Here is a 20,322-nt window from a genome sequence, read left to right on the forward strand (position 1 = left end):
TCCGAACACCACCGCGGCAGCGGCTCCGACCAATGCCGCCGTCACACGTCTCGCCCGTCGATTCCCCATGGTCTCCATGCCACAGACCCTAGCCATCGCACCTGGCGGAGGGACGGGTTCCCCCATCGCGGATTTCTCGACCGACCCCACCACACTCCCTCTAACCCCCCTCATCCACTTGACAGGTTAGATCGGAGCGACATGATGATGCTAACCAATAAATTCACCTAGAGGGGTTAGCCATGACTGCGGTCCACCACCGCTACGCGGACGTACAGGGACGGCGGATCTTCTACCGGGAGGCCGGCGACACCGACGCACCCGCCGTCGTGCTGCTGCACGGCTTCCCGACCAGTTCGTTCATGTTCCGCGACCTGATTCCCGCACTGGCCGAGCGCTTCCACGTGATCGCGCCCGACCACCTGGGTTTCGGTCTTTCCGCCGCCCCCTCGGTCGACGCGTTCACCTACACCTTCGACGCACTGGCCGAGTTGACCGCGCGGCTGCTCGATCAACTGGGGGTGAGCCACTACGCCATCTATGTCCAGGACTACGGGGCGCCGATCGGCTGGCGGCTCGCGCTGGCCGACCCAGGTGCCATCACGGCGATCATCACGCAGAACGGCAACGGCTACGACGCGGGCTTCATCGAGAGCTTCTGGAAGCCGATCCGGGACTATCAGAGCGAGCAGACACCCGAGAACGAGGCGCGTGCGCGCGGCGCGCTGACCCTGGACGGCATCAAGTGGCAGTACGTCACCGGCACTCCGGACGAGAGCACCGTCAGCCCCGACACCTGGCACCACGACTTCGCCCTCGTCTCCCGCCCCGGCAACGACGAGGTCCAGCTGTCGCTGTTCCGGGACTACGCCAGCAACTCGCCGCTGTACCCGGCACTGCACAGCTACCTTCGCGCCCACCGGCCGCCGGTTCTCGCGGTATGGGGCAGGAACGACCCGATCTTCGGCCCCGACGGCGCCCGCGCCTTCGCCGATGACGTTCCGGACGCCGAGATCCACCTCCTCGACGGCGGGCACTTCCTGCTGGAAAGCGCCGGTGACACGGTCGCCGCGCTCCTTCTCGACTTCCTGGGCCGCGTCCACAGCCCGGCCTGACCACGCCAGGGCCCTTTCGGCGGGAAGCCGGAGGCGGCGTGCGCCCGGTGCCGGTCACCGACCACGGCCGGCGCCGGGCGCACCCGCGCGCCCGTCGGTCCCTGCGGCCGACGCGACCCGCCGCCCTGCCGGACCGGTGGACGAACGGACGCCGCAGCGCGTGAGCCGTACGGCGAAATGAGCTTCAGGTTCGCTTCAGTTCGGGCTGTTAGAGTGCAGTCCTGCGGCGGCAATTCGCCGAGCGGCTTCGGCACTTCGCCCAACGAGCCGAATCGACCGGGACAGGGAGCGTAGGAATGCGCTGCAGGGAGATGCTGGCCTTCTACGCCGGCATCGCCGTGCTCCTGATGATTTCCGCGTTCGCTCTCGGCACCTCCACTCAGACCCTGCAGTCGGTCGGCACGGCATCTCCTTCTCCGTCCGTGTCCGTATTCGACGGGTCGGGGCCGAGCACTCCGCTGGAGGGCGTCGATGGTGACGTCACACTCCAACACCGCCACAAAGCGGGAAGCTCGACGGCCTCACCTCCCGTACAGGCAGGTATTCCCTCCTCATCACCGGATCTCCACGACTGCGCGACGGATGTCGCCCGGCAGCATTCTTCGCACTCCGGATCGCGAAGCCCTGCCCGTGTCCAGATCCTTCGCTGCTGAGCGGAGCCTCCGATCATCCTGCGGCAGCCCTCCGGGCCCCGCACAGCCTGACGCCCTTCGGCGGCTCGGCGCTCGACGCGGTGGGTCGCGCCACGATCGACCCAGCCGGCGAGCAGGCCCCGATGGCGCCCAGGCCCTGATCTCCCGCTCGCGAATACATGCCATCACCTTCCGCGTCATGCGGAATTCGGCCGCGATTCGATCGTGATGGGCCTCACATTCCTCTCTGGGTATCCGACCGAATCCTGTGGGATTCACGGACCCAAAAAGTTATGACGCCGAGTTGGTCAGCACTCCGGCCTCGGCCTTCCTACTCAGCCCTGGAGCAGACGCACATGCAGCATTTCCCCCTCGCCTCGGAGCCGGCGAGCGGCATCGCGGGGTGGGCAACCAGCCTTGTCGAGACCATGGGCGGCCCCGGGGCCGGACTGGCCATCGCCTTGGAGAATCTCTTTCCGCCGTTGCCGAGCGAAATCATTCTGCCACTGACGGGTTTTGCCGCGGGGCAGGGAGTGATCAGCCTGTTCTCCGCCCTGTTCTGGACGACGCTGGGGTCGGTGGTGGGCGCTGTCGCCCTCTATCAGATCGGCGCTCTCTTCGGCCGGGACCGCATGTACGCCCTGTGGGAGCGGCTTCCCCTGGTGAAGGTGTCCGACCTCAAGAAGACCGAAGAATGGTTCGTCAAGCACGGCATGAAGGCCATCTTCTTCGGCCGGATGATTCCGATCTTTCGCAGCCTGATCAGTGTCCCGGCAGGCGTTGAGCGGATGCCTCTGCCGATCTTCGTACTCCTCACCGCTCTGGGCAGCTTCATATGGAACTTCATCCTTGTCATGGCCGGATATCTGCTGGGTGATCAGTGGGAGCTCGTGGAGAGTTACGTCGGGGTGCTCTCGAAGGTTGTTCTGGTACTGGTGGTCGTGGCGCTGGCCGTGGCGGTCGGTCGCAGGATGCGTTCCCGTCGAGGCGATCGGCAGAAGGACCACGCGTGATCGGTTCGATGAACCACCCGGAGCCTCCTGCTTCGGGAGGCTCACCGGTCACCGGGCGAGGACCGCCAACGAGCGGTCCACGAAGAATGGTTGCAAGAGGCCGCGCACATCGCGCGGACCATCGATCCGATCGACAAGGTGGCACGCATGGCTATGTGGGACCGCATCAAGGACCAGGCCAAGGGGCTGCAGCAGCAGTCGCAGGGCACGAGGGGCCCCGCCGGCCAGCGGCACGCGGGTACGGGAGCCGCGGGCGGCTCGAAGGAGAAGTTGGTGGGGCTGCTCAAGTCGCAGCTCGGCTCCCTCAAGACGGAGCTCAAGAGCGGGGCGTACCGGGACGCCAGTATGGCGATGTGCGCTCTGGTCGCGGCCGCCGACGGGACGGTCGACCCGGCCGAGCGGCACCACGTGGAGACCCTGATCCTGCAGAACGACGTCCTGCAGAACTTCCCGCCCGAGCAGTTGCGGCAGAGGTTCAACAAGCATGTCGATCAGATGATGTTCAACTTCCAGCAGGGCAAGACCGAGGCCATGCAGGAGATCGCCAAGGCCGCGAAGAAGCCGGTGGAGGCCAAGGCGGTCGTCCAGACCGGTTTCGTGATCGCCGGCGCGGACGGGTACATCGCCCCGGCCGAGGCGCAGGTTCTGCGGGAAGCCTGCATGGCGCTCGGGGTGTCCCCGCAGGAGTTCGGCCTCTGATCCGGCCGGTGCGTTTCCCGTAGCGGCGGAAACCCGGCGGGCGCGACCGTGTCGCGTCCCGCCGGGGCCCGTCCCTCCCGTCGAGCGCGTACCTCCCACCCCTCCGGTCAGACCCGTCAGGCCCGTCAGTCGTCGATCAGGGAGACCGCCCCGACCGGGCAGGCCCGCACGGCCTCCCGCACCAGCGGGTGGTCCCCCGGCTCCGGCGGGCGGCCGGGAAGCATCTCGCTGAACCCGTCGTCGTCCTGCGTGAACACGTCCGGCGCGGTCAGGGCGCACATGCCGGCCCCCACGCAGCGTTCCTTGTCGACCTGGACGCCCATCCCGCTCACCAGGCCACGGGCAGTTCCAGCAGACCCTGGATCGTGTCTCCGGGTTTGTGCTGGATCTCGTGCGCGGGCACGGCGAGCCTGAGCGCCGGCAGCCGCTCGAAGAGCGTGCGCAGGGCGATGTCGAGCTCGGTGCGGGCCAGATTCTGGCCCAGGCACTGGTGGACACCGAAGCCGAAGGCGAGATGGTGGCGGGCGGACCGGTCCCAGTCGAGCGTCTCCGGGTGGTCGTACACCTCGGTGTCGCGGTTGATGAGCGAGGTCGAGAAGAGCACGCCCTCGCCCTCGCGGATCGTCGTCCCGTCCACCTCGATGTCCTCGGTCGCCAGCCGCTGCAGACCGTCGGCGATGGACAGGAACCGCAGCAGCTCCTCGACCACCGCGGCCGTCGTCGCCTCTCCGGACCGCAGCGCGGCCAGTTGCCCGGGATGCCTCAGCAGCGTGAACGTACCGAGCGAGATCATGTTCGCCGTCGTCTCGTGCCCCGCGACGAGCAGAATCAAGGCGAACGAGACGAGGTCGTCCCGGTCGACGGGTCCGCCCGGGTGGTCCCGGTGGATCAACTCGTCCAGGAGGCCCTCCCCCGGCTCCGTCCGCTTGCGGTCTATCAGGGCGCCCAGATAGTCCTCCAGCTCGATCCGGGCCTTGTCCACATCGGCCGCGCCCGAGCCCCGCAGGAGCCGCCGCGAGCAGCCCTCGAAGAACTCGTGGTCGGCGTACGGAACACCGAGGAGCGCGCAGATCACCATCGACGGCACCGGCAGCGCGAAGTCGGCGACCAGCTCGGAGGGCGGCCCCTGCCGCTCCATCGCGTCCAGCAATCGGTCCACCGTCTCCTGGATGCGGGGGCGCAGCGCGGCGATCCGCTTCACGGAGAAGCTCGGGATGAGCATCCTGCGCTGGGAGTTGTGCTCGGGGTCGTCGACGCCGAGCAGAGCCACGCGCCGCCGCTGCACGTTCGCGAACCGCTCGGCCGGCACGGGGAAGTCGGGGTGGGTGCGATCGGTGGACAGCCGCGGATCCGCCAGCAGCCGGCGGGCCAGGGCGTGGCCGGTGACCGCCCAGACCGGACGTCCGTCGAAGAGGGTGACCCGGCTCAGCGGCCGGTCCGCGCGCAGCGGTTCGTACCCGGCGGGCGGGTGGTAAGGGCACTCGCGGTCCTGCGGGAACGGTGTCGCGGAGGTCGGTTCGGTGGAAGGACCGGTGAGAGCGGGGTCCTGGCGGGCCGGTTCCGTCGTGGATTCCGTCATGGGAGCGGTCGCCTCGCAGTGCTCGGTGATAGGTGCGGAGCGGGCCGCTCCGCACCTCACCCAATTGGATGCCCCAGGCACCTATTGGGTCGACGCCCGGACCGGCCACTTCGCGGGACCGCGGGATCTGGCCGGTGTCTTTCGCACACGGTCGAACGGTTTCGCATTCGCTCAGGTCCAGCGGGTGCGGCGGAGCGGCACCCGGGAGAGCACCGCCCCTTCCGCGGCCTGAATCGTTCACCGCAGCGTCCGGAACCATGCCGTCCATCGACACTTCCCACGGCAGGCGGAGCGCGCACACACCTACCGTGCCGCACGAGCGACGCCCCTCAGGCCGCGTCGGGTCACGCCCTCACCTTGGCGACGAACGCCGCGAGATTCGCCACGGTCCGCTCGATCTGCTGCTCCAGAGTGAGGGACTCGCGGAGCCGTGACCCGGTGCCCGCGTCCTTCTTCCCGCGTACGTAGAGCGAGCAGGCGAGGTCGCTGCACATGTAGGCGCCGACCGAGTTGCCCTGCTGGCCCACCTTGCCCGACTTGGGGGCCACCAGCAAGGAGACGCCTCCGGTGTGGACGGTCACACACAACGAGCACATGCTGCGGCGGGTCTGCCAGGATCCGGCGTCGGAGGAGCGCAGCTGGATGGCGACGGGGCCCTCGCCCGGGGCGAGCACCAGGTAGGCCCGGTCGGGAGCCTGAGGGTCGCGCCAGCCCAGGAAGTCCAGGTCGTCCCAGGGCCGGTCGGCGAGGTCCCGGGGAACGGACAGGCGCTTGGCCTCGCCCTTGGTGCAGTTGACGAAGGCGGAACGGATCTCTTGCTCGGTCAGGGGCTTCATGGACTTCACGCTAATTTGCCTAATCTCATTAGGCAAATGTATATTTACTTAGGCAATCACAGGGGAGCGTTCGGAGGGCCGCATGGCACGAGCAGGACTGGCCGCGGAGCGCGTCGCGCGGGCGGGGGCCGAGCTGGCGGACGAGATCGGCTTCGAGCAGGTGACCCCGTCGGAGCTCGCCCGGAGGCTGGGCATCAAGACCGCGAGCCTGTACTCGCACGTGAAGAACGCCCACGACCTCAAGACGAAGATCGCCCTGTTGGCCCTGCGGGAACTCGCCGACCAGGCGTCGACGGCACTCGCGGGACGGGCGGGCCGGGACGCGCTCACCGCTTTCGCCAACGCCTACCGCGACTACGCCCTCCAGCACCCTGGGCGCTTCGCCGCGGCCGGGTTCCGGCTCGACGCGGACGCGGCGGCCACGAGCGCAGGCGTCCGGCACTCCCGGATGATGCGGGCGATCCTGCGCGGCTACGACCTGACCGAGCTCCAGCAGACGCACGCGGTGCGGCTCCTGGGCAGCGTCTTCAGCGGCTATGTGGGGCTGGAGGCGGCCGGCGGTTTCAGCCACAGCTCACCCGACTCCCAGGAGAGCTGGACGGAGATCCTTGACGCGCTCGACTCCCTGCTGCGCAGCTGGCCCACTCCTTCCTGACCTCGCCTCCCGCCCCTCGACGACCGGAGAGACCGAGAAGATGACCCCCCGGCACGACTGGACGACGACCCCCATCAGCACCGAGATCCTGCGGGGCGCGCTCGACCTGGAGCGGACCGAGCGCGGAATGCTGCCGCACCGGCTGCCCGCGCGGGCCCGGCGGCAGATTCCCGACGACCAGTTGGCCATGGCCGAATCGCAGCCCTCCGGGGTCCGACTGGCGTTCCGCACGCGGGCCACCGCCGTCGAGCTGGACGTGGTGGCCACGAAGCGGGTCTATCCCGGAGCGCCACCGCGCCCCGACGGCGTGTACGAGCTGCTCGTGGATGGCCGCCCCACGGCCCGGGCCAGTGCCCCGGACGGTGACACGCTCACCATGGACCTGGCCTCGATGACCTCGCGGACCCGGCCCGGCCCCGTGGAAACGCTCCGGTTCACCGGCCTGCCGGACACGGAGAAGGACGTCGAGATCTGGCTGCCCCACGACGAGACCACGCTCCTGGTCGCCCTGCGCACCGACGCGCCGCTCCGGAGCCCCCGGCCGAGCGGCCGGCCGGTCTGGCTGCACCACGGCAGCTCCATCAGCCACGGATCCAACGCCGCCGTCCCGACCGGCACCTGGCCCGCCCTGGCCGCGAAACTCGGCGAAGCCGAGCTGATCAACCTGGGATTCAGCGGCAGCGCCCTGCTCGATCCGTTCACCGCCCGCGCCATGCGCGGCACTCCCGCCGACCTGATCAGCGTGAAGATCGGCATCAACCTCGTCAACGCCGACCTGATGCGGCTGCGAGCGTTCGGCCCGGCGGTCCACGGCTTCCTCGACACCATCCGCGAAGGCCACCCCACCGCACCGCTGCTGGTGGTCTCGCCGATCCGTTGCCCCATCCACGAGACCACTCCGGGCCCCAGCGCCCCGAATTACAGCGCGATGAGCGAGGGGCGGCTCCGGTTCGTGGCCATGGGCGATCCCGCGGAGAGCGCCGCCGGGAAGCTGACCCTCACCGTCATCCGCGACGAGCTGGCCCGGATCGTCGCCGAACGCGCCGCCACCGACCCCCATCTGCACTACCTCGACGGCCTCGACCTCTACGGCGAGAGCGATCACGCCGAACTCCCGCTCCCCGACGACCTGCACCCGGACCCCGCCGCCCACCGGCTCATCGCCGAGCGCTTCGCACGCCTCGCCTTCGGCCACGACGGACCGTTCACGCCGAGCAACCCGTGACGCCGGGCACAATCGACGCGCGCACGGGGGCACGGTGAGCCGCTGAGCCGTCCGCGTCCCCGTCGGACGCCACCGTTCCGCAAGCAGGGAACCCGGCCCCCCGCTGCCCGGTTCCGGCGGCGAGCCGGCCGGGAACGGGGGGACCGAGCGCCGCTTCAGGTCAAGGCCGGCACTTCGTAAGCCCTCGTACAGCCGATTACGAGGCGTCGACCAGGACGCGTCCGTCAGCCGGCACACGCGGGGCGAGGCCGCCCGCGTAGGCGGACTCGACACGGGACTGCTCGGCCGCGTTCGGTACGGCGTTCTTGCAGCTGGTACCGGCGCTGGATCCCGACATCAGCTGGGAGCAGGGGCCGGGCTTGGTGTCCGGCAGCCCCAGGCTGTGGCCGATCTCGTGGGCGGCGATGCGGGTCTTGTCGTGACCCTGGGCGACCGCCTGGCTGCCCAGCTCCACCCTGACCTGGCCGCCGGGCCGGACCGGGCCGAGGGTGGCCTGCGGCCAGCCGCTGGTGGCCACGATCTGTATCTCGGCACGCGTGCCGGGCGCGGCCTCGACCAGCTTGACGTTGTCGACGGTGGAGTTCCACGAGGCGACCCCTGCCGCGATCTGCGCCTCCCAGCCGCCGGCCCGGCTGTCGTCGTACCGGAGCGTCACCACCGCCGACGCGCCCTCCGCCGCCGGGTCCGGCGCGGGAGCGGCCTGCGCCGCCGTAGCTGTGGCCAGGGTGATCGCCGCGGCGACACCGACTGCCTTGAGCCATCTGGATTCCAGCATTGCTGTCCCTTCACTCATGGGGGGCTCGGCTCCGCGCGGAGCCGAGGGAGTGGGAGGGCGGTCGTCGCGAACCGTACGGACGCACGGGCCGGCCGCCGATCCTCCCGGGGCCGCAGAACGTATGCCGCGATCGCAGCTTGATCATGCACCTGTCATGAAATGAGGCCGGAAACGCACCCTGTCCGGATCTTGACCCGGGCCCCTTCGTCCCATGGGGTCGCTCTCGCGGCCCTGTCGCCCGTCCCGTCGCCATCGGGGGCGCGTTCCGTACCCTGAGGGCATGCGCATGCGACCCACCCTGAGCTGGACCCCCACCGAGGAGCCGCTGCCGGGCACCACGGACCTGGCGCCGGTCGTCGAGGCGCTGCGCGGTGGCGGTGTGCTGGTCCTGAGCGGTGCGGGCATCTCCACGGAGTCGGGCATCCCCGACTACCGGGGCGAGGGCGGGAGCCTGAGCCGACACACACCGATGACCTACCAGGACTTCACCGCCGACGCCGGGGCCCGTCGCCGGTACTGGGCGCGCAGCCACCTCGGCTGGCGTACGTTCGGCCGCGCCCGGCCCAACGCTGGGCACCGGGCCGTGTCCGCGTTCGGGCGGCGAGGTCTGCTCTCGGGTGTGATCACCCAGAACGTCGACGGCCTGCACCAGGCCGCCGGCAGCGCGGACGTCGTCGACCTCCACGGACGTCTGGACCGGGTCGTCTGCCTGTCGTGCGGCGCCTTCAGCCCGCGCCCCGAGCTGGCGCGCCGGCTGGAGGAGGCCAACGAGGGGTTCGCGCCGGTGGCCACCTCGATGAACCCGGACGGCGACGCCGACCTCACCGACGAACAGGTCGGGGACTTCCGCGTGGTGCCGTGCGCGGTCTGCGGCGGAGTCCTCAAGCCGGACGTGGTGTTCTTCGGCGAGGCCGTGCCCCCGCAGCGGGTCGAGCACTGCCGCGAACTGGTCCGCGGGGCGAGCACCCTGCTGGTCCTGGGCTCCTCGCTGACGGTGATGTCCGGGCTCCGATTCGTCCGCCAGGCCGACCGGGCCGGAGTGCCGGTGCTGATCATCAACCGGGACCCGACCAGGGGCGACCGGCACGCCCTGACCCGTGTCGGCCTCCCGCTGGGTGACACCCTCACCACCGCGGCCCGCCGACTGGGCGTTCCCGTCGACCTCCCGTAGGGCCTCGGAGCGGGGCAGGGGAGCGCGAGCCTGCGGTTCCACGACTCTGCGTGAGTGCGCGATTACCGATATAGGTGCTTATAGGCAGTTTTCTGCCCACCTAGTCGGGTACCCCACAGAGAGGCGGAGCGCACCGTTCCGTCCCCGCACCACAACCGTCGTTCTGGAGATTCCATGTCAGAGCAGCGCAAGAGTTCGTTCGCCACCGTCAATCCGTACACCGGGAAAACGCTCGCGGAGTTCCCGGCCATCGAGGGTGGGGAAGTCGACGCGGTGCTGGAAACCGCCGACGGCGCGTTCGACGCGTGGCGGAAGCGACCCGTCGAGGAGCGTGCCGCGCTGGTCGGCCGTGTTGCCGGGCTGATGAGGGAGCGCAAGGAGACCTTGGCGCAACTCATCACCCTGGAGATGGGAAAGCTCATCTCCGAGGCACGGGGAGAAGTGGATCTCGCCGCCTCCATCCTCGCGTACTACGCGGAGCACGGGCCCGGTTTCGCGGCCCGCGAACCCCTCGACGTCGAGGAGGGACAGGCGTACCTCGTCCACGAGCCGCTCGGAGTCCTGCTCGGCGTCATGCCGTGGAACTTCCCGCTCTATCAGGTGGTGCGCTTCGCGGGACCCAACCTGGTCCTGGGCAACACCGTCCTGGTCAAGCACGCCGGAATCTGCCCGCAGTCCGCCCTGGCCCTGGAGGTGCTCTTCCGCGACGCGGGCGCGCCCGAGGGCGTCTACACCAACCTGTTCGTGAGCCACGAGGAGATCTCGCGCATCATCGACAGTCCGGTGGTCAAGGGCGCGTCGCTGACCGGAAGCGAACGCGCGGGGGCCCAGGTCGCCGAGCGGGCCGGGCGGAACATGAAGCCGAGCCTGCTGGAGCTGGGCGGCAGTGATGTCTTCATCGTCCTCGACGGTGAGGGGCTGGAGCGTACGGTCGGCGCCGCGGTGGCCGGCCGGATGGCCAACACCGGGCAGAGCTGCGTGGCATCGAAGCGGTTCATCGTGCTGGCGGACGTCTACGACGCCTTCGTGGAACGCATGCGACGCGCCTTCGAGGCCCTGGAGCCCGGCGATCCGGCCGACGAGGCGACGACGCTGGGGCCGCTCTCGACCGAACGGGCCGCCTCCGACCTGGTCGAGCAGATCCGCGAAACAGTGGAGCAGGGAGCCGAGCTGCTGACCGGCGGCGACCGGATCGACCGTCCCGGAGCCTTCGTCCGGCCCACGATCCTCACCGGCGTCAAGCCGGGAATGCGCGCGTACGCGGAGGAACTGTTCGGCCCGGCCGCAGTGATCTACCGGGTCGAGGACGAGGACGAAGCCGTCGCGCTCGCCAACGACAGTCAGTACGGCCTGGGCGGATCCGTCTTCTGCGCCGATGTGGAGCGGGGCCGCCGGGTGGCCGAGCGGGTGGAGACCGGCATGGTCTGGGTCAACCACCCGACCTCGACCCAGCCCGATCTGCCGTTCGGCGGGATCAAGCGGTCCGGCTACGGCCGGGAGCTGTCGAAGCTCGGTATGCAGGAGTTCGTCAACCGCAAGCTCGTCCGGGTGCTGCCGCCCGACGCCGAACTCCGCGGCATCGCCGGCTGAGCGGCGGCCCCGCCCCCGTACCTCTAACCACACCGCCACCCGAGGCGTCGACACAGCAAGGAGCAATCGTGCCCTCAGTACCCTCCATCACGCTCAACAACGGTGTGACGATCCCCCAGCTCGGCTTCGGCACCTTCCAGATCCCGCCGGACGAAACCTGTGAGACCACGCTCGCTGCCCTGGAGACCGGCTACCGGCACATCGACACGGCGCAGATGTACGGCAACGAGAAGGAGGTCGGCCAGGCGGTCCGCGAGTCGGGACTCGACCGCGCCGACGTCTTCGTGACGAGCAAGCTGGACAACGGCGCGCACGCACCCGACGAGGCGCTCCGGGCGTTCGACCGCTCCATGGAGGAACTGGACCTCGACCACTTGGACCTCTTCCTCATCCACTGGCCCCTGCCGGGGGGCTCGGGGGACTTCGTGGAGACGTGGAAGGCCCTGGAGGAGATCTACCGGTCCGGACGCGTCAAGGCGATCGGGGTCTCCAACTTCCAGGAGAACCACCTGCGGCGACTGCTGGACAACAGCACGGTGGTGCCCGCCGTCAACCAGATCGAGGTGCACCCGTACCTCACGCAGGATGCCCTGCGCGCCTTCGGGGCGGAGCACGACATCGCCACGGAGGCGTGGTCGCCCATCGCCCAGGGCAAGGTGCTCGCCGACCCGACGGTCACACGCATCGCCGAGCGGCTGGGCAGGACCCCCGCGCAGGTGGTACTGCGCTGGCACCTGCAGCGTGGGGACATCGTGTTCCCCAAGTCCGTGACGCTGAAGCGCATCCAGGACAACTTCGCGCTCTTCGACTTCGAGCTCACCGAAGGGGACCTGGGCGAGATCGCCGCCCTCGACCGGGGCGAGCGCACCGGGCCCGACCCGGACACGTTCAACGGCTGAGCCGACCGAGCGGGGCCCGGCCCGGGAGGGACCTCCGGGCCGGGCCCGCCCCGCCTCACGCGGCGGCCGCACCTACCGGGCGAACTTCCTCAGGTCATCCGCCAACGAGCTGATGGCCGCGGGATTGCGCGGGCTCTCGACCAGGTCCACGTAGTCGAGTACGACGATCCGGTCGTCCAGAATCGCGGATACGCCGGCAAGCGGCTTGTAGGACTTCAGGAATTTCCGCTTCTCGTCCGCTCCGGTGTCGCCGTAGTTGTTGATGACGATGACCTCGGGATCACGGTCGACCACGGTCTCCCAGCCCACCGTCGTCCAGCTGTCCTTGAGATCCTTCATGATGTGGTCGCCGCCGGCCTTGGTGATGATGTCGTGCGGCCCGGCGTACGCGCCCGAGGTCAGCGGCTTGTCCTTCCCGTCGTCGTACAGGAAGACGCGGAGGCGGTCACCGCCCTTGGCCGCCTTCGCCCGTGCGTCGGCGACCTCCTCGCGGAACGACGTGATGAGGGTGTCCGCCCGGTCCTCGACGTCGAAGATCTTTCCGAGGTTCCGCAGGTCGGTGTAGAGCGCTTCGAGCGGGGGCATGACCCCGCGGGCCTTGCCCTGGCCGTTGCGGCACGACTCGCTGAGCAGATACGAGTCGATGCCCACGCGCTCCAGTTCGGCGGGGGTGAAGCCCTCCCCCTCGTTGAATCCGTAGTTCCAGCCGGCGAAGACCAGGTCGGCACGCGCGTCGAGGACCAGTTCCTTGTTGATCCGCTCCTTGGAGAGCCACTTGGTCTTCTTGTAGCCGTCCTTCCAGGGGACGGACGTCATGTCGCCCTTGTCGTCGGGCATCACGTACCCGGCCATGTGGTCCTCCAGCCCGAGGGCGAACATGATCTCGGTGATGCCGGTGTCGTTGGTGACGACGCGCTGCGGGGCTTTGTCGTACGTCTTCTTCTCCCCGCAGTTCTCGACGGTCACCGGGTAGTGGCGGTCGGCCTCGGACGTGCGGTCCTTCCCGTCGGCCCGTGAGGTGACGTCCGCTCCGCAGCCGGTGAGGGCCAGGGCGGCCGCGAGCACGAGAGCTGCGGGGCGCAGGAGGTTGGGCATGGTGGTCGAGGCTCCTTCAGGAGGTGGGGCGGGCGGCGGGAAGGTCGAAGAGCAGTTGGAGCGCGCCGGTCTCCGGATGTGCGACGCGGTGCGCCCGTACGCCGAAGACGTCGGCCAGCAGTTCGGTGGTCAGGACCTCGTGCGGGGCCCCGGAGGCGACGATCCGGCCGCGGTCGATGACGTGGACCACGTCGCAGTGCAGGGCTGCCAGATTCAGGTCGTGCAGGGCGGTGAGCACGGTCAGGCCGCTGCCGCGGACCAGGGCGAGGACCTCCAACTGGTGGGCGATGTCCAGGTGGTTGGTGGGTTCGTCGAACACCAGGACCCGGGGCTGCTGGGCGAGGGCGCGCGCGATCAGGACGCGCTGCCGCTCGCCGCCGGAGAGGCTGAGGAAGCCGCGTTCGGCCAGGTGTCCCGCGCCGACCCCTGCCAGCGCCTCGTCGCAGAGGCGGCGGTCCTCGTCGGATGCCCGGGCCACCGGCCCCTGGTGCGGCAGCCGCCCCATGGCGACGATCTCGGCGACGGTGAAGTCGAATTCGGCGACCGCGTCCTGCGGAAGGGCGGCCAGCCGCCGGGCGCCTTCCCGGGCGCTCAGGGTGTGGAGGTCGTCACCACCGATCCTGACGGCGCCCGCCGATGGGCGCAGGGCCCGGTAGACGCAGCGCAACAGGGTCGACTTCCCGCTGCCGTTGGGACCGACCAGGCCGACGAGCTGCCCGTCGGCCGCGCCCAGGGTGACCTGGTCCACCAGCCGCGCACCGGCGATCTCGACGGTGAGCGCGTCGATGTCGATCCGCATCAGATGCCTCCGAAGGAGTAGGCGCGCCGGCGCATGAGGAGGAGGAAGCAGGGAACGCCGATGACCGCGGTGAGGACGCCCACCGGCAGCTCGGCCGGCGCCAGCACCACGCGCGAGAGGATGTCCACCCAGATCAGCAGGACGGCTCCCGCCAGGGGTGCGACGGCCAGGAGTCGGCGGTGGTCCGCGCCGACCAGCATCCGTGCGGCGTGCGGGACCATCAGGCCGACGAAGCCGATCGCCCCGCTCACCGCGACCACCGCCCCGGTCACGGCCGCGGAGACGAGGAAGAGCTCCTTGCGCAGCCTCCCGGGATCGACCCCGAGGGCGGCGGCGGTCTCGTCCCCCATGGCGAGGGCGTTCAGGCGCCGTGCCGACCAGCCGAGGTGCGCGAGGCCGGCGAGCACCGCTCCGGCGGCGATCGGCACGGCGGCCCAGTTGGCCCCGCTCAGGCTGCCGAGCAGCCACATCATCGCGGAGCGGGCCGCTTCCCCGCGCTCGGCCGCGAACACCATGAACGTGGTGACGGCGGAGAACCCGTAGTACATCGCGGTCCCCGTCAGGACGAGCCGGAGCGGGGTCAGTCCGCGTTCGGTGCGGGCGACCGCGTACACGAGCAGCATGGCGAGGAGCGCGGAGAGGAACGCCGCCGTGGACAGGGCCCAGATGCCCAGCGCTCCCAAGGCCCCGAAGATGAGTACGGCGTTGGCGCCGACCGCCGCGCCCGAGGAGATGCCGAGCACGAACGGGTCGGCCAGCGCGTTGCGCACCATGGCCTGGACGGCTACGCCGATGGCGGACAGGCCGGCCCCGACGACGGCGGCCAGCACGGCTCGTGGCAGGCGCAGTTCCCAGACGATGGTGTAGCCGGGGACCTCGTCGGGGCCGATGGCTCCGCCGGTCAGCCCTGCCCACAGGTAGCGCGTCACCTCCGCCCAGGAGAGCCCCGACGCCCCGAGTGCCGCTCCGCAGACGAGTGAGAGGGGCAGGGCCGCACACAGGCCGGCCAGGAGAAGCGGCAGGGGCACGCGCCGGGGTGGCGCCGGTCCGGTGCCGGGGTGCGCGGGGCGCGACGGCTTGGGGGGTATGCGGTCGAGAGACGTGGCCACAGGCAGGTCGCTTTCGCCTTGGGCCGTGCGTCGCGCGATGAGGAGCGGCCCCGGGCGGCGGCCGCCCCGCGCAGCGCCCATTCGCAGTCCACGGCGAATCGTCAGGAGCCTTGTCCGCCGCGGGTGATCGGGCTCACGGAACCCGGGGGCTCCGTCTACCGTTGCGGGTCAGCGCCGGATTTCGACCGGACTTCCCCCGTGGCGGAACGCAGCCTAGCGCGTGCGTTCATCCCGTCCCGGCGGCGGGTGAACCGCAGCAGGACGTGGAAGGTCCGATCGCCCGCCCCGAGAACGTACGAGAATTGCGGGCGCGCCCAAAACCTTCCGCGGTCTCACCAGCTGAGGCGGGCCGCCACCGGCAGGTGGTCACTGCCGGTCGCGGGCAGTACCCACGAGCTCTCCGGCTCCACGCCCCGGACCAGGATCTGGTCGATCCGCACCACCGGGAACGTGGCGGGCCAGCTGAAGCCGAACCCGTCGCCTGACGCCTCCTGCGCCGATCGCATCCGCGAGGTGATGCCCGCGTACGCGCGGTCGTCCAGGGTGCCGTTCAGATCGCCGAGCAGCACCACCCGATCGTTCTGCTCGGCGGCGAGGGCCTGGCCGAGCGACCGCGCGCCGGCGTCCCGTTGGCCCGACGAGAGGCCCGCCCTGGGATTCACCCGTACGGATCCGAGGTGCGCCACGTACACCGCCAGGGGCCCGTGGTCCGTGGCCACCGTGGTGCGCAGCCCACGGTTGTACTCCAGCTTGACGTCGGCGGGCTTCGCGTCCCCCAGCGGCCCCGCGTCCATCTCGACGTCGACCGGCCGGGTGTCCGACAGCGGCAGTCTGCTCCACACGCCGACCGTGCCCAGCACCGTGTGGTGCGGGTACGTGGTCGCCAGCTCCCTCTCGTACGTCCTGCGGGCCCCCGGGTCCAGCTCTTCGAGTGCCAGCACGTCCGCACCGGAGGCGACCAGGGCGCGGGCGGTTCCCGCCGCGTCGGGGTTGTCGGCGCCGACGTTGTGGCTGACCACGGTGAGGTCGCCGCCCGGGTGGGACTTGTCGCTGAGCAGGCCGCCGAAGAGGTTCAGCCACACGACGGCCGGCAGCAGCAGCGCGACGGCCGCGAGGACGGAGCGGCGCAGCAGCGCCCCGCCCAGCAGCAGCGGGACGAGCAGGCCGGACCACGGGAGGAAGGTCTCCACCAGGCTGCCGAGGTTCCCGATCCGGTTCGGGATGCTCGCGTGCAACAGCATGAGCAGGCCCAGCAGCAGCGACGCCGCCGCGAGCACCCGGCCGCGCTTCCAGGTGCCTGCCCTCGCGCCGGTGTGCCGGGGGCCGGTTTCCCCGGGGTCCGCGTCCCGGAGATCGGTGTCGCCCTGCCGGGGACCGGCCGTGTTCACGTCGCTCTGTGCCGTCCCGGCCGTATACCCGTGGCCCTGTGCGGTCCCGGCCGTGTCCACCCGCGTCATCGTCCGTCCTCGCTCGCTGCCGGTCACTGTCGCATCCTCGGGTCCTGGGCGGGGTCGGCATACATACGCGGGCAACCCCGGTCGATCGCTTCCGCGCGCAGTTCGTAGTGCCAGGGTTCGTTCCGGTAGGTCTGGCACAGCCCGTATCCCGCGCCGTGCTCGGACAGCCACTCCGTCGCGTCGGCCGGTCCGATGTCGACCGCGTCCCCCGACACGTGCGGTGACGTCTTCGCGGTGGCCACCCATCGGGCGGCCTCGGCCTCGGACCCGTACCGCGCGATCGCCTTGCGGAGCAGCCGATTCTGGTACTCCGGTGATCGCCAGCCGCTGTTGACGGCGAACTCGACGCCGCCCCGCGCCGCCTGACGTGCCGCCCGGCGGAGGGCCGTGAGCAGATCCGGGTCGAGGTTGGCTACGGCCGGGATCCCGTCGTCGAGCACCGTCACGCCCTCGGGGACGGCCCCGTCGGCCTCTCCCAGAGCTCCACCGAGCTCACGGTGGAGCGGAGGGTGCAGGGGTGCCGGCGCCGAGGAGGGAGCGGCGGACGGGAAGTGCCGTGAGGCGGAGGGCGAGGGCGACGGGGCAGGTGAGGGGTTCAGCAGGGCGTGGCCGAGGGCCGTCGCGATCGCTGCCACGACGGACACCGCACCGACGACGAGGGGCCCGCGCGTCCGGCGGGGTGTGGTTCGCGCTGACGGAGGTGGTCGAGTCATACCGCCAGTCAAGGCGGCGCGGTGTTGCCGACCCGTATGCGGTTTTCGATACGCCGACGATAGGTGCCGACTCGTAGCATCGAACCATGCGCGTGCTGATCGTCGAGGACGAGCCCTATCTGGCGGAGGCCGTCCGCGACGGCCTGCGTCTCGAAGCGATCGCGGCGGACATCGCGGGCGACGGGGACACCGCTCTGGAGCTGCTGCGCGTCAACACCTACGACATCGCCGTCCTGGACCGCGACATCCCCGGGCCGTCCGGCGACGAGATCGCCGAACACATCGTCGCCTCCGGCAGTGGCCTGCCGATCCTCATGCTCACAGCGGCCGACCGCCTCGACGACAAGGCATCCGGGTTCGGGCTCGGCGCCGACGACTACCTCACGAAGCCCTTCGACCTCCGGGAGCTCGTGCTCAGGCTCAGAGCGCTCGACCGCAGACGCGCCCACAGCAGGCCCCCCGTGCGGGAGATCGCGGGTCTGCGGCTGGACACGTTCCGCAGGGAGGTCTACCGGGACGGCCGCTACGTCGCTCTGACCAGAAAGCAGTTCGCGGTGCTCGATGTCCTCGTGGCCGCCGACGGCGGTGTCGTCAGCGCCGAAGAGCTCCTGGAACGCGCGTGGGACGAGAACGCCGACCCGTTCACCAACGCCGTACGCATCACCGTCTCGGCCCTGCGCAAGCGCCTCGGCGAACCGTGGATCATCGCCACCGTGCCGGGCGTCGGCTACCGCATCGGCCCAGCGTCCGGCACCGGTCCCGGCGACGGAGTGGACCGTGGCTAGGCGGCCCGGGCTGAGCGTCCGCCTCAAGCTCACCCTCAGCTACGCCGGATTCCTCATGGTCGCCGGCATCCTGCTGCTCACGGCGGTGTGGGTGTTCCTCCTGGAGTACGTTCCCGACGACTGGGACAAGCGGATGCTCCACGAGAACCCCAACCGCCAGCTCCTCGCGTACACGTTCGCCCCGGCCGCGGCCACCGTGCTGGCGGTCCTCCTCGTCTTCGGTCTCCTGGGGGGATGGGTCCTCGCCGGCCGTATGCTCGCCCCGCTGACCCGGATCACCGAAGCCACCCGCGAGGCCACGCACGGGTCGCTCTCCCACCGGATCCGGCTGCCGGGCCGCAGGGACGAGTTCCGGGAGCTCGCCGACTCGTTCGACACGATGCTCGCCCGGCTCGAAGCGCACGTCGCCGAGCAGGAGAGGTTCGCGGCCAACGCCTCCCACGAACTGCGTACCCCGCTGGCGATCTCGAAGGCGCTTCTGGAGGTGGCCCGCACCGATCCGGACCGCGACACCGACGAGATCATCGACCGCCTGTACGCCGTCAACGGCCGGGCGATCGACCTCACCGAGGCGCTGCTCGTACTCAGCCGCGCCGACCGGCGTTCCTTCTCCCGAGAACGCGTCGACCTGTCACTGCTTGCGGAAGAGGCCACCGAGACCCTCCTTCCCCTCGCGGAGGAACAGGGCGTCACCGTCGAGACAGACGCCGGGACCGCCCTCGCGATCGGGTCGCCGGCGCTCCTGCTTCAGCTGACCACGAACCTCGTGCACAACGCGATCGTCCACAATCTGCCCGAACGGGGCAGCGTCCGGGTGACCACCGGCGTCCGCCGGGAGACCGCGGTACTCACGGTCGAGAACACAGGTGCGCAGGTCACCCCCCAGCTGGCCTCGACGCTCACCGAACCGTTCCGGCGCGGCGCCGACCGGTTGCACGCACACCACGCGGGCGTCGGTCTCGGCCTGGCCATCGTCAAGACCATCACCCGCGCGCACGACGGAACGCTCACACTGGCCCCGCGCGCGGAGGGCGGGATCCGCATCACGGTGGAACTTCCCGCGACGGCCCCGCCCGCCGACGGCGCCCGGGCGTCGTACGGCAGGATGGAGCCATGAGCGTAGTCAAGATCAATGTGCTGACCGTCCCCCAGGAACAACGCGAGACGCTGGAGAAGCGCTTCGCTTCCCGAGCCCAAGCCGTGGAGGGTTCCGACGGATTCGAGTGGTTCGAGCTGCTCCGGCCCGTCGAGGGCACGGACGACTACCTCGTCTACACGCGCTGGCGTGACGAGGCCTCCTTCCAGGCGTGGATGGAGGGGCCGATGAAGGCGGCCCACCAGGGCGGCGGCGCCGGGAGCGGTGAGCGCCCCAAGCCGGCGGCCAGCGGGTCCACGGTGTGGTCCTTCGAGGTCGTGCAGCAGGCGGGCCCGACCGGCGCGTAGCCGAGCGGGCGCAGCTGTGTGACCTGCCCGGTCCGGCACACGGCCGGCCGGGCAGGTCGCTGCCGCCGGGCCGTGGGCCGGCCTCGCGTGTCAGCGGTCGACAGGCGGCAGGCAGGCCAGGCCGGTGTCGCGCATGATGCGGCCCACGGTCACGGCCAGGATGCTGTCGGGACCGATCACGGTCTCTACACCGTCGGGCAGCACATCGCGGGGCCGGTACCAGTCCCGCAGCTGGTTCTCGTCGACCGCGTCGGCGATCGGCTTGGTGGCGTGCCGGGCCACGGTCTCGGCGAACGGGACGTCCAGGTAGTACCCGTGGGTCGGGCCGCGGTGGTCGGCACGCAGCCGGGCGAGCATGTCGCCGTAGTGGTCGGCGTAGAGGATGCCCTCGACCACCACGTGGTAGCCGGCGTCCAGGGCGTAGCGCGCCGTCAGGTCGATCAGGCCGATGTTCGCCGCCCCGGGCCGGTCGCGTTCGCGCAGCACGGTGCGGCGGAGGTTGTCCTGGCCGACCACGGCCAGTCCCCGGCCGAAGCTGTCGCGGAGACCGGCCGCCACGCTCGACTTCCCCGTCGCGCTGTTGCCGCGCAGGACGATCAACCGGGTCTCCTCGGTCCCCACGTTCACGGTGGACACGCTAGCCGCTGCCGGGCCCGGCTCCGGACCGAACCCCTCCATCAGGTCACTCCCAGGGTGCATGCGCTCTCCTCCCGACGGCTGATTCCCCGCGAC

At 70.5% G+C, this 20,322-nt stretch carries 21 protein-coding genes and 1 riboswitch; of the genes, 11 read left to right on the plus strand and 10 right to left on the minus strand.

Features of this window, described 5'->3' with window-relative positions; genetic code table 11:
- Positions 1 to 242: 242 nt before the first annotated feature.
- The 3 genes from ACIRJT_RS31345 (at position 243) to ACIRJT_RS31355 (ending at position 3,459) form a co-directional block, all read left to right on the plus strand.
- Positions 243 to 1,115 carry an alpha/beta fold hydrolase gene (locus ACIRJT_RS31345; RefSeq protein WP_403915826.1) on the plus strand — a complete coding sequence of 291 codons (873 nt, stop codon included), beginning with the start codon at positions 243 to 245 and terminating at the stop codon, positions 1,113 to 1,115.
- A 988-nt stretch (positions 1,116 to 2,103) separates the two neighbouring features.
- Complete coding sequence (locus tag ACIRJT_RS31350) at positions 2,104 to 2,760, plus strand: DedA family protein (RefSeq protein ID WP_403915828.1); 657 nt, start codon at positions 2,104 to 2,106, stop codon at positions 2,758 to 2,760.
- Between the two features lie 147 nt (positions 2,761 to 2,907).
- Positions 2,908 to 3,459: a tellurite resistance TerB family protein gene (locus ACIRJT_RS31355; protein ID WP_403915831.1), complete on the plus strand. Its 552-nt coding sequence runs from the start codon at positions 2,908 to 2,910 to the stop codon at positions 3,457 to 3,459.
- 125 nt (positions 3,460 to 3,584) lie between these two features.
- Here ACIRJT_RS31355 and ACIRJT_RS31360 read toward each other — a convergent pair whose 3' ends face one another.
- The 3 genes from ACIRJT_RS31360 to ACIRJT_RS31370 form a co-directional block, all read right to left on the minus strand.
- On the minus strand, positions 3,585 to 3,782 hold the full coding sequence (locus ACIRJT_RS31360; RefSeq protein ID WP_403915834.1) for a ferredoxin: 198 nt from the start codon (positions 3,780 to 3,782) through the stop codon (positions 3,585 to 3,587).
- Positions 3,783 to 3,787: 5 nt separating this feature from the next.
- A complete protein-coding gene (locus ACIRJT_RS31365; protein ID WP_403915835.1) occupies positions 3,788 to 5,038 on the minus strand; it encodes a cytochrome P450 in 1,251 nt (416 codons plus the stop codon).
- 344 nt (positions 5,039 to 5,382) lie between these two features.
- Positions 5,383 to 5,874 carry an FBP domain-containing protein gene (locus tag ACIRJT_RS31370; RefSeq protein ID WP_403915838.1) on the minus strand — a complete coding sequence of 164 codons (492 nt, stop codon included), beginning with the start codon at positions 5,872 to 5,874 and terminating at the stop codon, positions 5,383 to 5,385.
- 82 nt (positions 5,875 to 5,956) lie between these two features.
- Between ACIRJT_RS31370 and ACIRJT_RS31375 the strand changes: the two genes are divergently transcribed.
- Both ACIRJT_RS31375 and ACIRJT_RS31380 read left to right on the plus strand, forming a co-directional pair.
- The gene (locus ACIRJT_RS31375; protein ID WP_403915841.1) at positions 5,957 to 6,529 is read left to right on the plus strand and encodes a TetR/AcrR family transcriptional regulator; all 573 of its coding nucleotides are present in this window, start codon (positions 5,957 to 5,959) and stop codon (positions 6,527 to 6,529) included.
- A 40-nt stretch (positions 6,530 to 6,569) separates the two neighbouring features.
- Positions 6,570 to 7,754: a GDSL-type esterase/lipase family protein gene (locus ACIRJT_RS31380; protein ID WP_403915844.1), complete on the plus strand. Its 1,185-nt coding sequence runs from the start codon at positions 6,570 to 6,572 to the stop codon at positions 7,752 to 7,754.
- 196 nt (positions 7,755 to 7,950) lie between these two features.
- On the opposite strand, the gene ACIRJT_RS31385 is transcribed toward ACIRJT_RS31380, so the two are convergent.
- Positions 7,951 to 8,529, minus strand: a complete 579-nt coding sequence (locus tag ACIRJT_RS31385) for a snapalysin family zinc-dependent metalloprotease (protein ID WP_403915847.1) — start codon at positions 8,527 to 8,529, stop codon at positions 7,951 to 7,953.
- A 280-nt stretch (positions 8,530 to 8,809) separates the two neighbouring features.
- Here ACIRJT_RS31385 and ACIRJT_RS31390 point away from each other — a divergent pair, with 280 nt between their 5' ends.
- The 3 genes from ACIRJT_RS31390 to ACIRJT_RS31400 all read left to right on the plus strand — a co-directional run bounded on the left by ACIRJT_RS31390 (position 8,810) and on the right by ACIRJT_RS31400 (position 12,189).
- Positions 8,810 to 9,700: an NAD-dependent protein deacetylase gene (locus ACIRJT_RS31390; protein WP_403915850.1), complete on the plus strand. Its 891-nt coding sequence runs from the start codon at positions 8,810 to 8,812 to the stop codon at positions 9,698 to 9,700.
- A gap of 174 nt (positions 9,701 to 9,874) precedes the next feature.
- Positions 9,875 to 11,290: an NAD-dependent succinate-semialdehyde dehydrogenase gene (locus tag ACIRJT_RS31395; RefSeq protein WP_403915852.1), complete on the plus strand. Its 1,416-nt coding sequence runs from the start codon at positions 9,875 to 9,877 to the stop codon at positions 11,288 to 11,290.
- A 68-nt stretch (positions 11,291 to 11,358) separates the two neighbouring features.
- Positions 11,359 to 12,189, plus strand: a complete 831-nt coding sequence (locus ACIRJT_RS31400) for an aldo/keto reductase (RefSeq protein WP_403915855.1) — start codon at positions 11,359 to 11,361, stop codon at positions 12,187 to 12,189.
- 72 nt (positions 12,190 to 12,261) lie between these two features.
- On the opposite strand, the gene ACIRJT_RS31405 is transcribed toward ACIRJT_RS31400, so the two are convergent.
- From ACIRJT_RS31405 to ACIRJT_RS31425, 5 genes are all read right to left on the minus strand, one after another.
- On the minus strand, positions 12,262 to 13,284 hold the full coding sequence (locus tag ACIRJT_RS31405; RefSeq protein WP_403915857.1) for an ABC transporter substrate-binding protein: 1,023 nt from the start codon (positions 13,282 to 13,284) through the stop codon (positions 12,262 to 12,264).
- Between the two features lie 16 nt (positions 13,285 to 13,300).
- Entirely contained in the window at positions 13,301 to 14,083 is a 783-nt protein-coding gene (locus ACIRJT_RS31410; protein WP_403915860.1) for an ABC transporter ATP-binding protein, read from the minus strand.
- The gene (locus ACIRJT_RS31415; protein WP_403915863.1) at positions 14,083 to 15,192 is read right to left on the minus strand and encodes a FecCD family ABC transporter permease; all 1,110 of its coding nucleotides are present in this window, start codon (positions 15,190 to 15,192) and stop codon (positions 14,083 to 14,085) included. The genes ACIRJT_RS31410 and ACIRJT_RS31415 overlap by 1 nt, the downstream gene beginning before the upstream one ends.
- Positions 15,193 to 15,292: 100 nt before the next feature.
- Positions 15,293 to 15,419, minus strand: a riboswitch (cobalamin riboswitch).
- A gap of 105 nt (positions 15,420 to 15,524) precedes the next feature.
- Entirely contained in the window at positions 15,525 to 16,649 is a 1,125-nt protein-coding gene (locus ACIRJT_RS31420) for an endonuclease/exonuclease/phosphatase family protein (RefSeq protein WP_403915865.1), read from the minus strand.
- Positions 16,650 to 16,672: 23 nt separating this feature from the next.
- Positions 16,673 to 17,284, minus strand: coding sequence for a M15 family metallopeptidase (locus ACIRJT_RS31425; RefSeq protein ID WP_403915868.1), 612 nt, complete (start codon positions 17,282 to 17,284; stop codon positions 16,673 to 16,675).
- Between the two features lie 164 nt (positions 17,285 to 17,448).
- Here ACIRJT_RS31425 and ACIRJT_RS31430 point away from each other — a divergent pair, with 164 nt between their 5' ends.
- Genes ACIRJT_RS31430 through ACIRJT_RS31440 form a run of 3 tightly spaced genes read left to right on the plus strand, consistent with a single transcriptional unit; the run spans position 17,449 to position 19,590 of the window.
- Positions 17,449 to 18,147, plus strand: a complete 699-nt coding sequence (locus ACIRJT_RS31430) for a response regulator transcription factor (protein WP_403915870.1) — start codon at positions 17,449 to 17,451, stop codon at positions 18,145 to 18,147.
- On the plus strand, positions 18,140 to 19,264 hold the full coding sequence (locus ACIRJT_RS31435) for a sensor histidine kinase (protein ID WP_403915872.1): 1,125 nt from the start codon (positions 18,140 to 18,142) through the stop codon (positions 19,262 to 19,264). Before ACIRJT_RS31430 ends, ACIRJT_RS31435 begins: the two co-directional genes overlap by 8 nt.
- Entirely contained in the window at positions 19,261 to 19,590 is a 330-nt protein-coding gene (locus tag ACIRJT_RS31440; protein WP_403915875.1) for an antibiotic biosynthesis monooxygenase family protein, read from the plus strand. Before ACIRJT_RS31435 ends, ACIRJT_RS31440 begins: the two co-directional genes overlap by 4 nt.
- A gap of 90 nt (positions 19,591 to 19,680) precedes the next feature.
- On the opposite strand, the gene ACIRJT_RS31445 is transcribed toward ACIRJT_RS31440, so the two are convergent.
- Entirely contained in the window at positions 19,681 to 20,226 is a 546-nt protein-coding gene (locus ACIRJT_RS31445; RefSeq protein ID WP_403916052.1) for an AAA family ATPase, read from the minus strand.
- Between the last annotated feature and the right edge of the window lie 96 nt (positions 20,227 to 20,322).

This window comes from Streptomyces sp. NPDC102283 (assembly GCF_044766265.1).
In the GTDB taxonomy this organism is placed as follows: domain Bacteria; phylum Actinomycetota; class Actinomycetes; order Streptomycetales; family Streptomycetaceae; genus Streptomyces.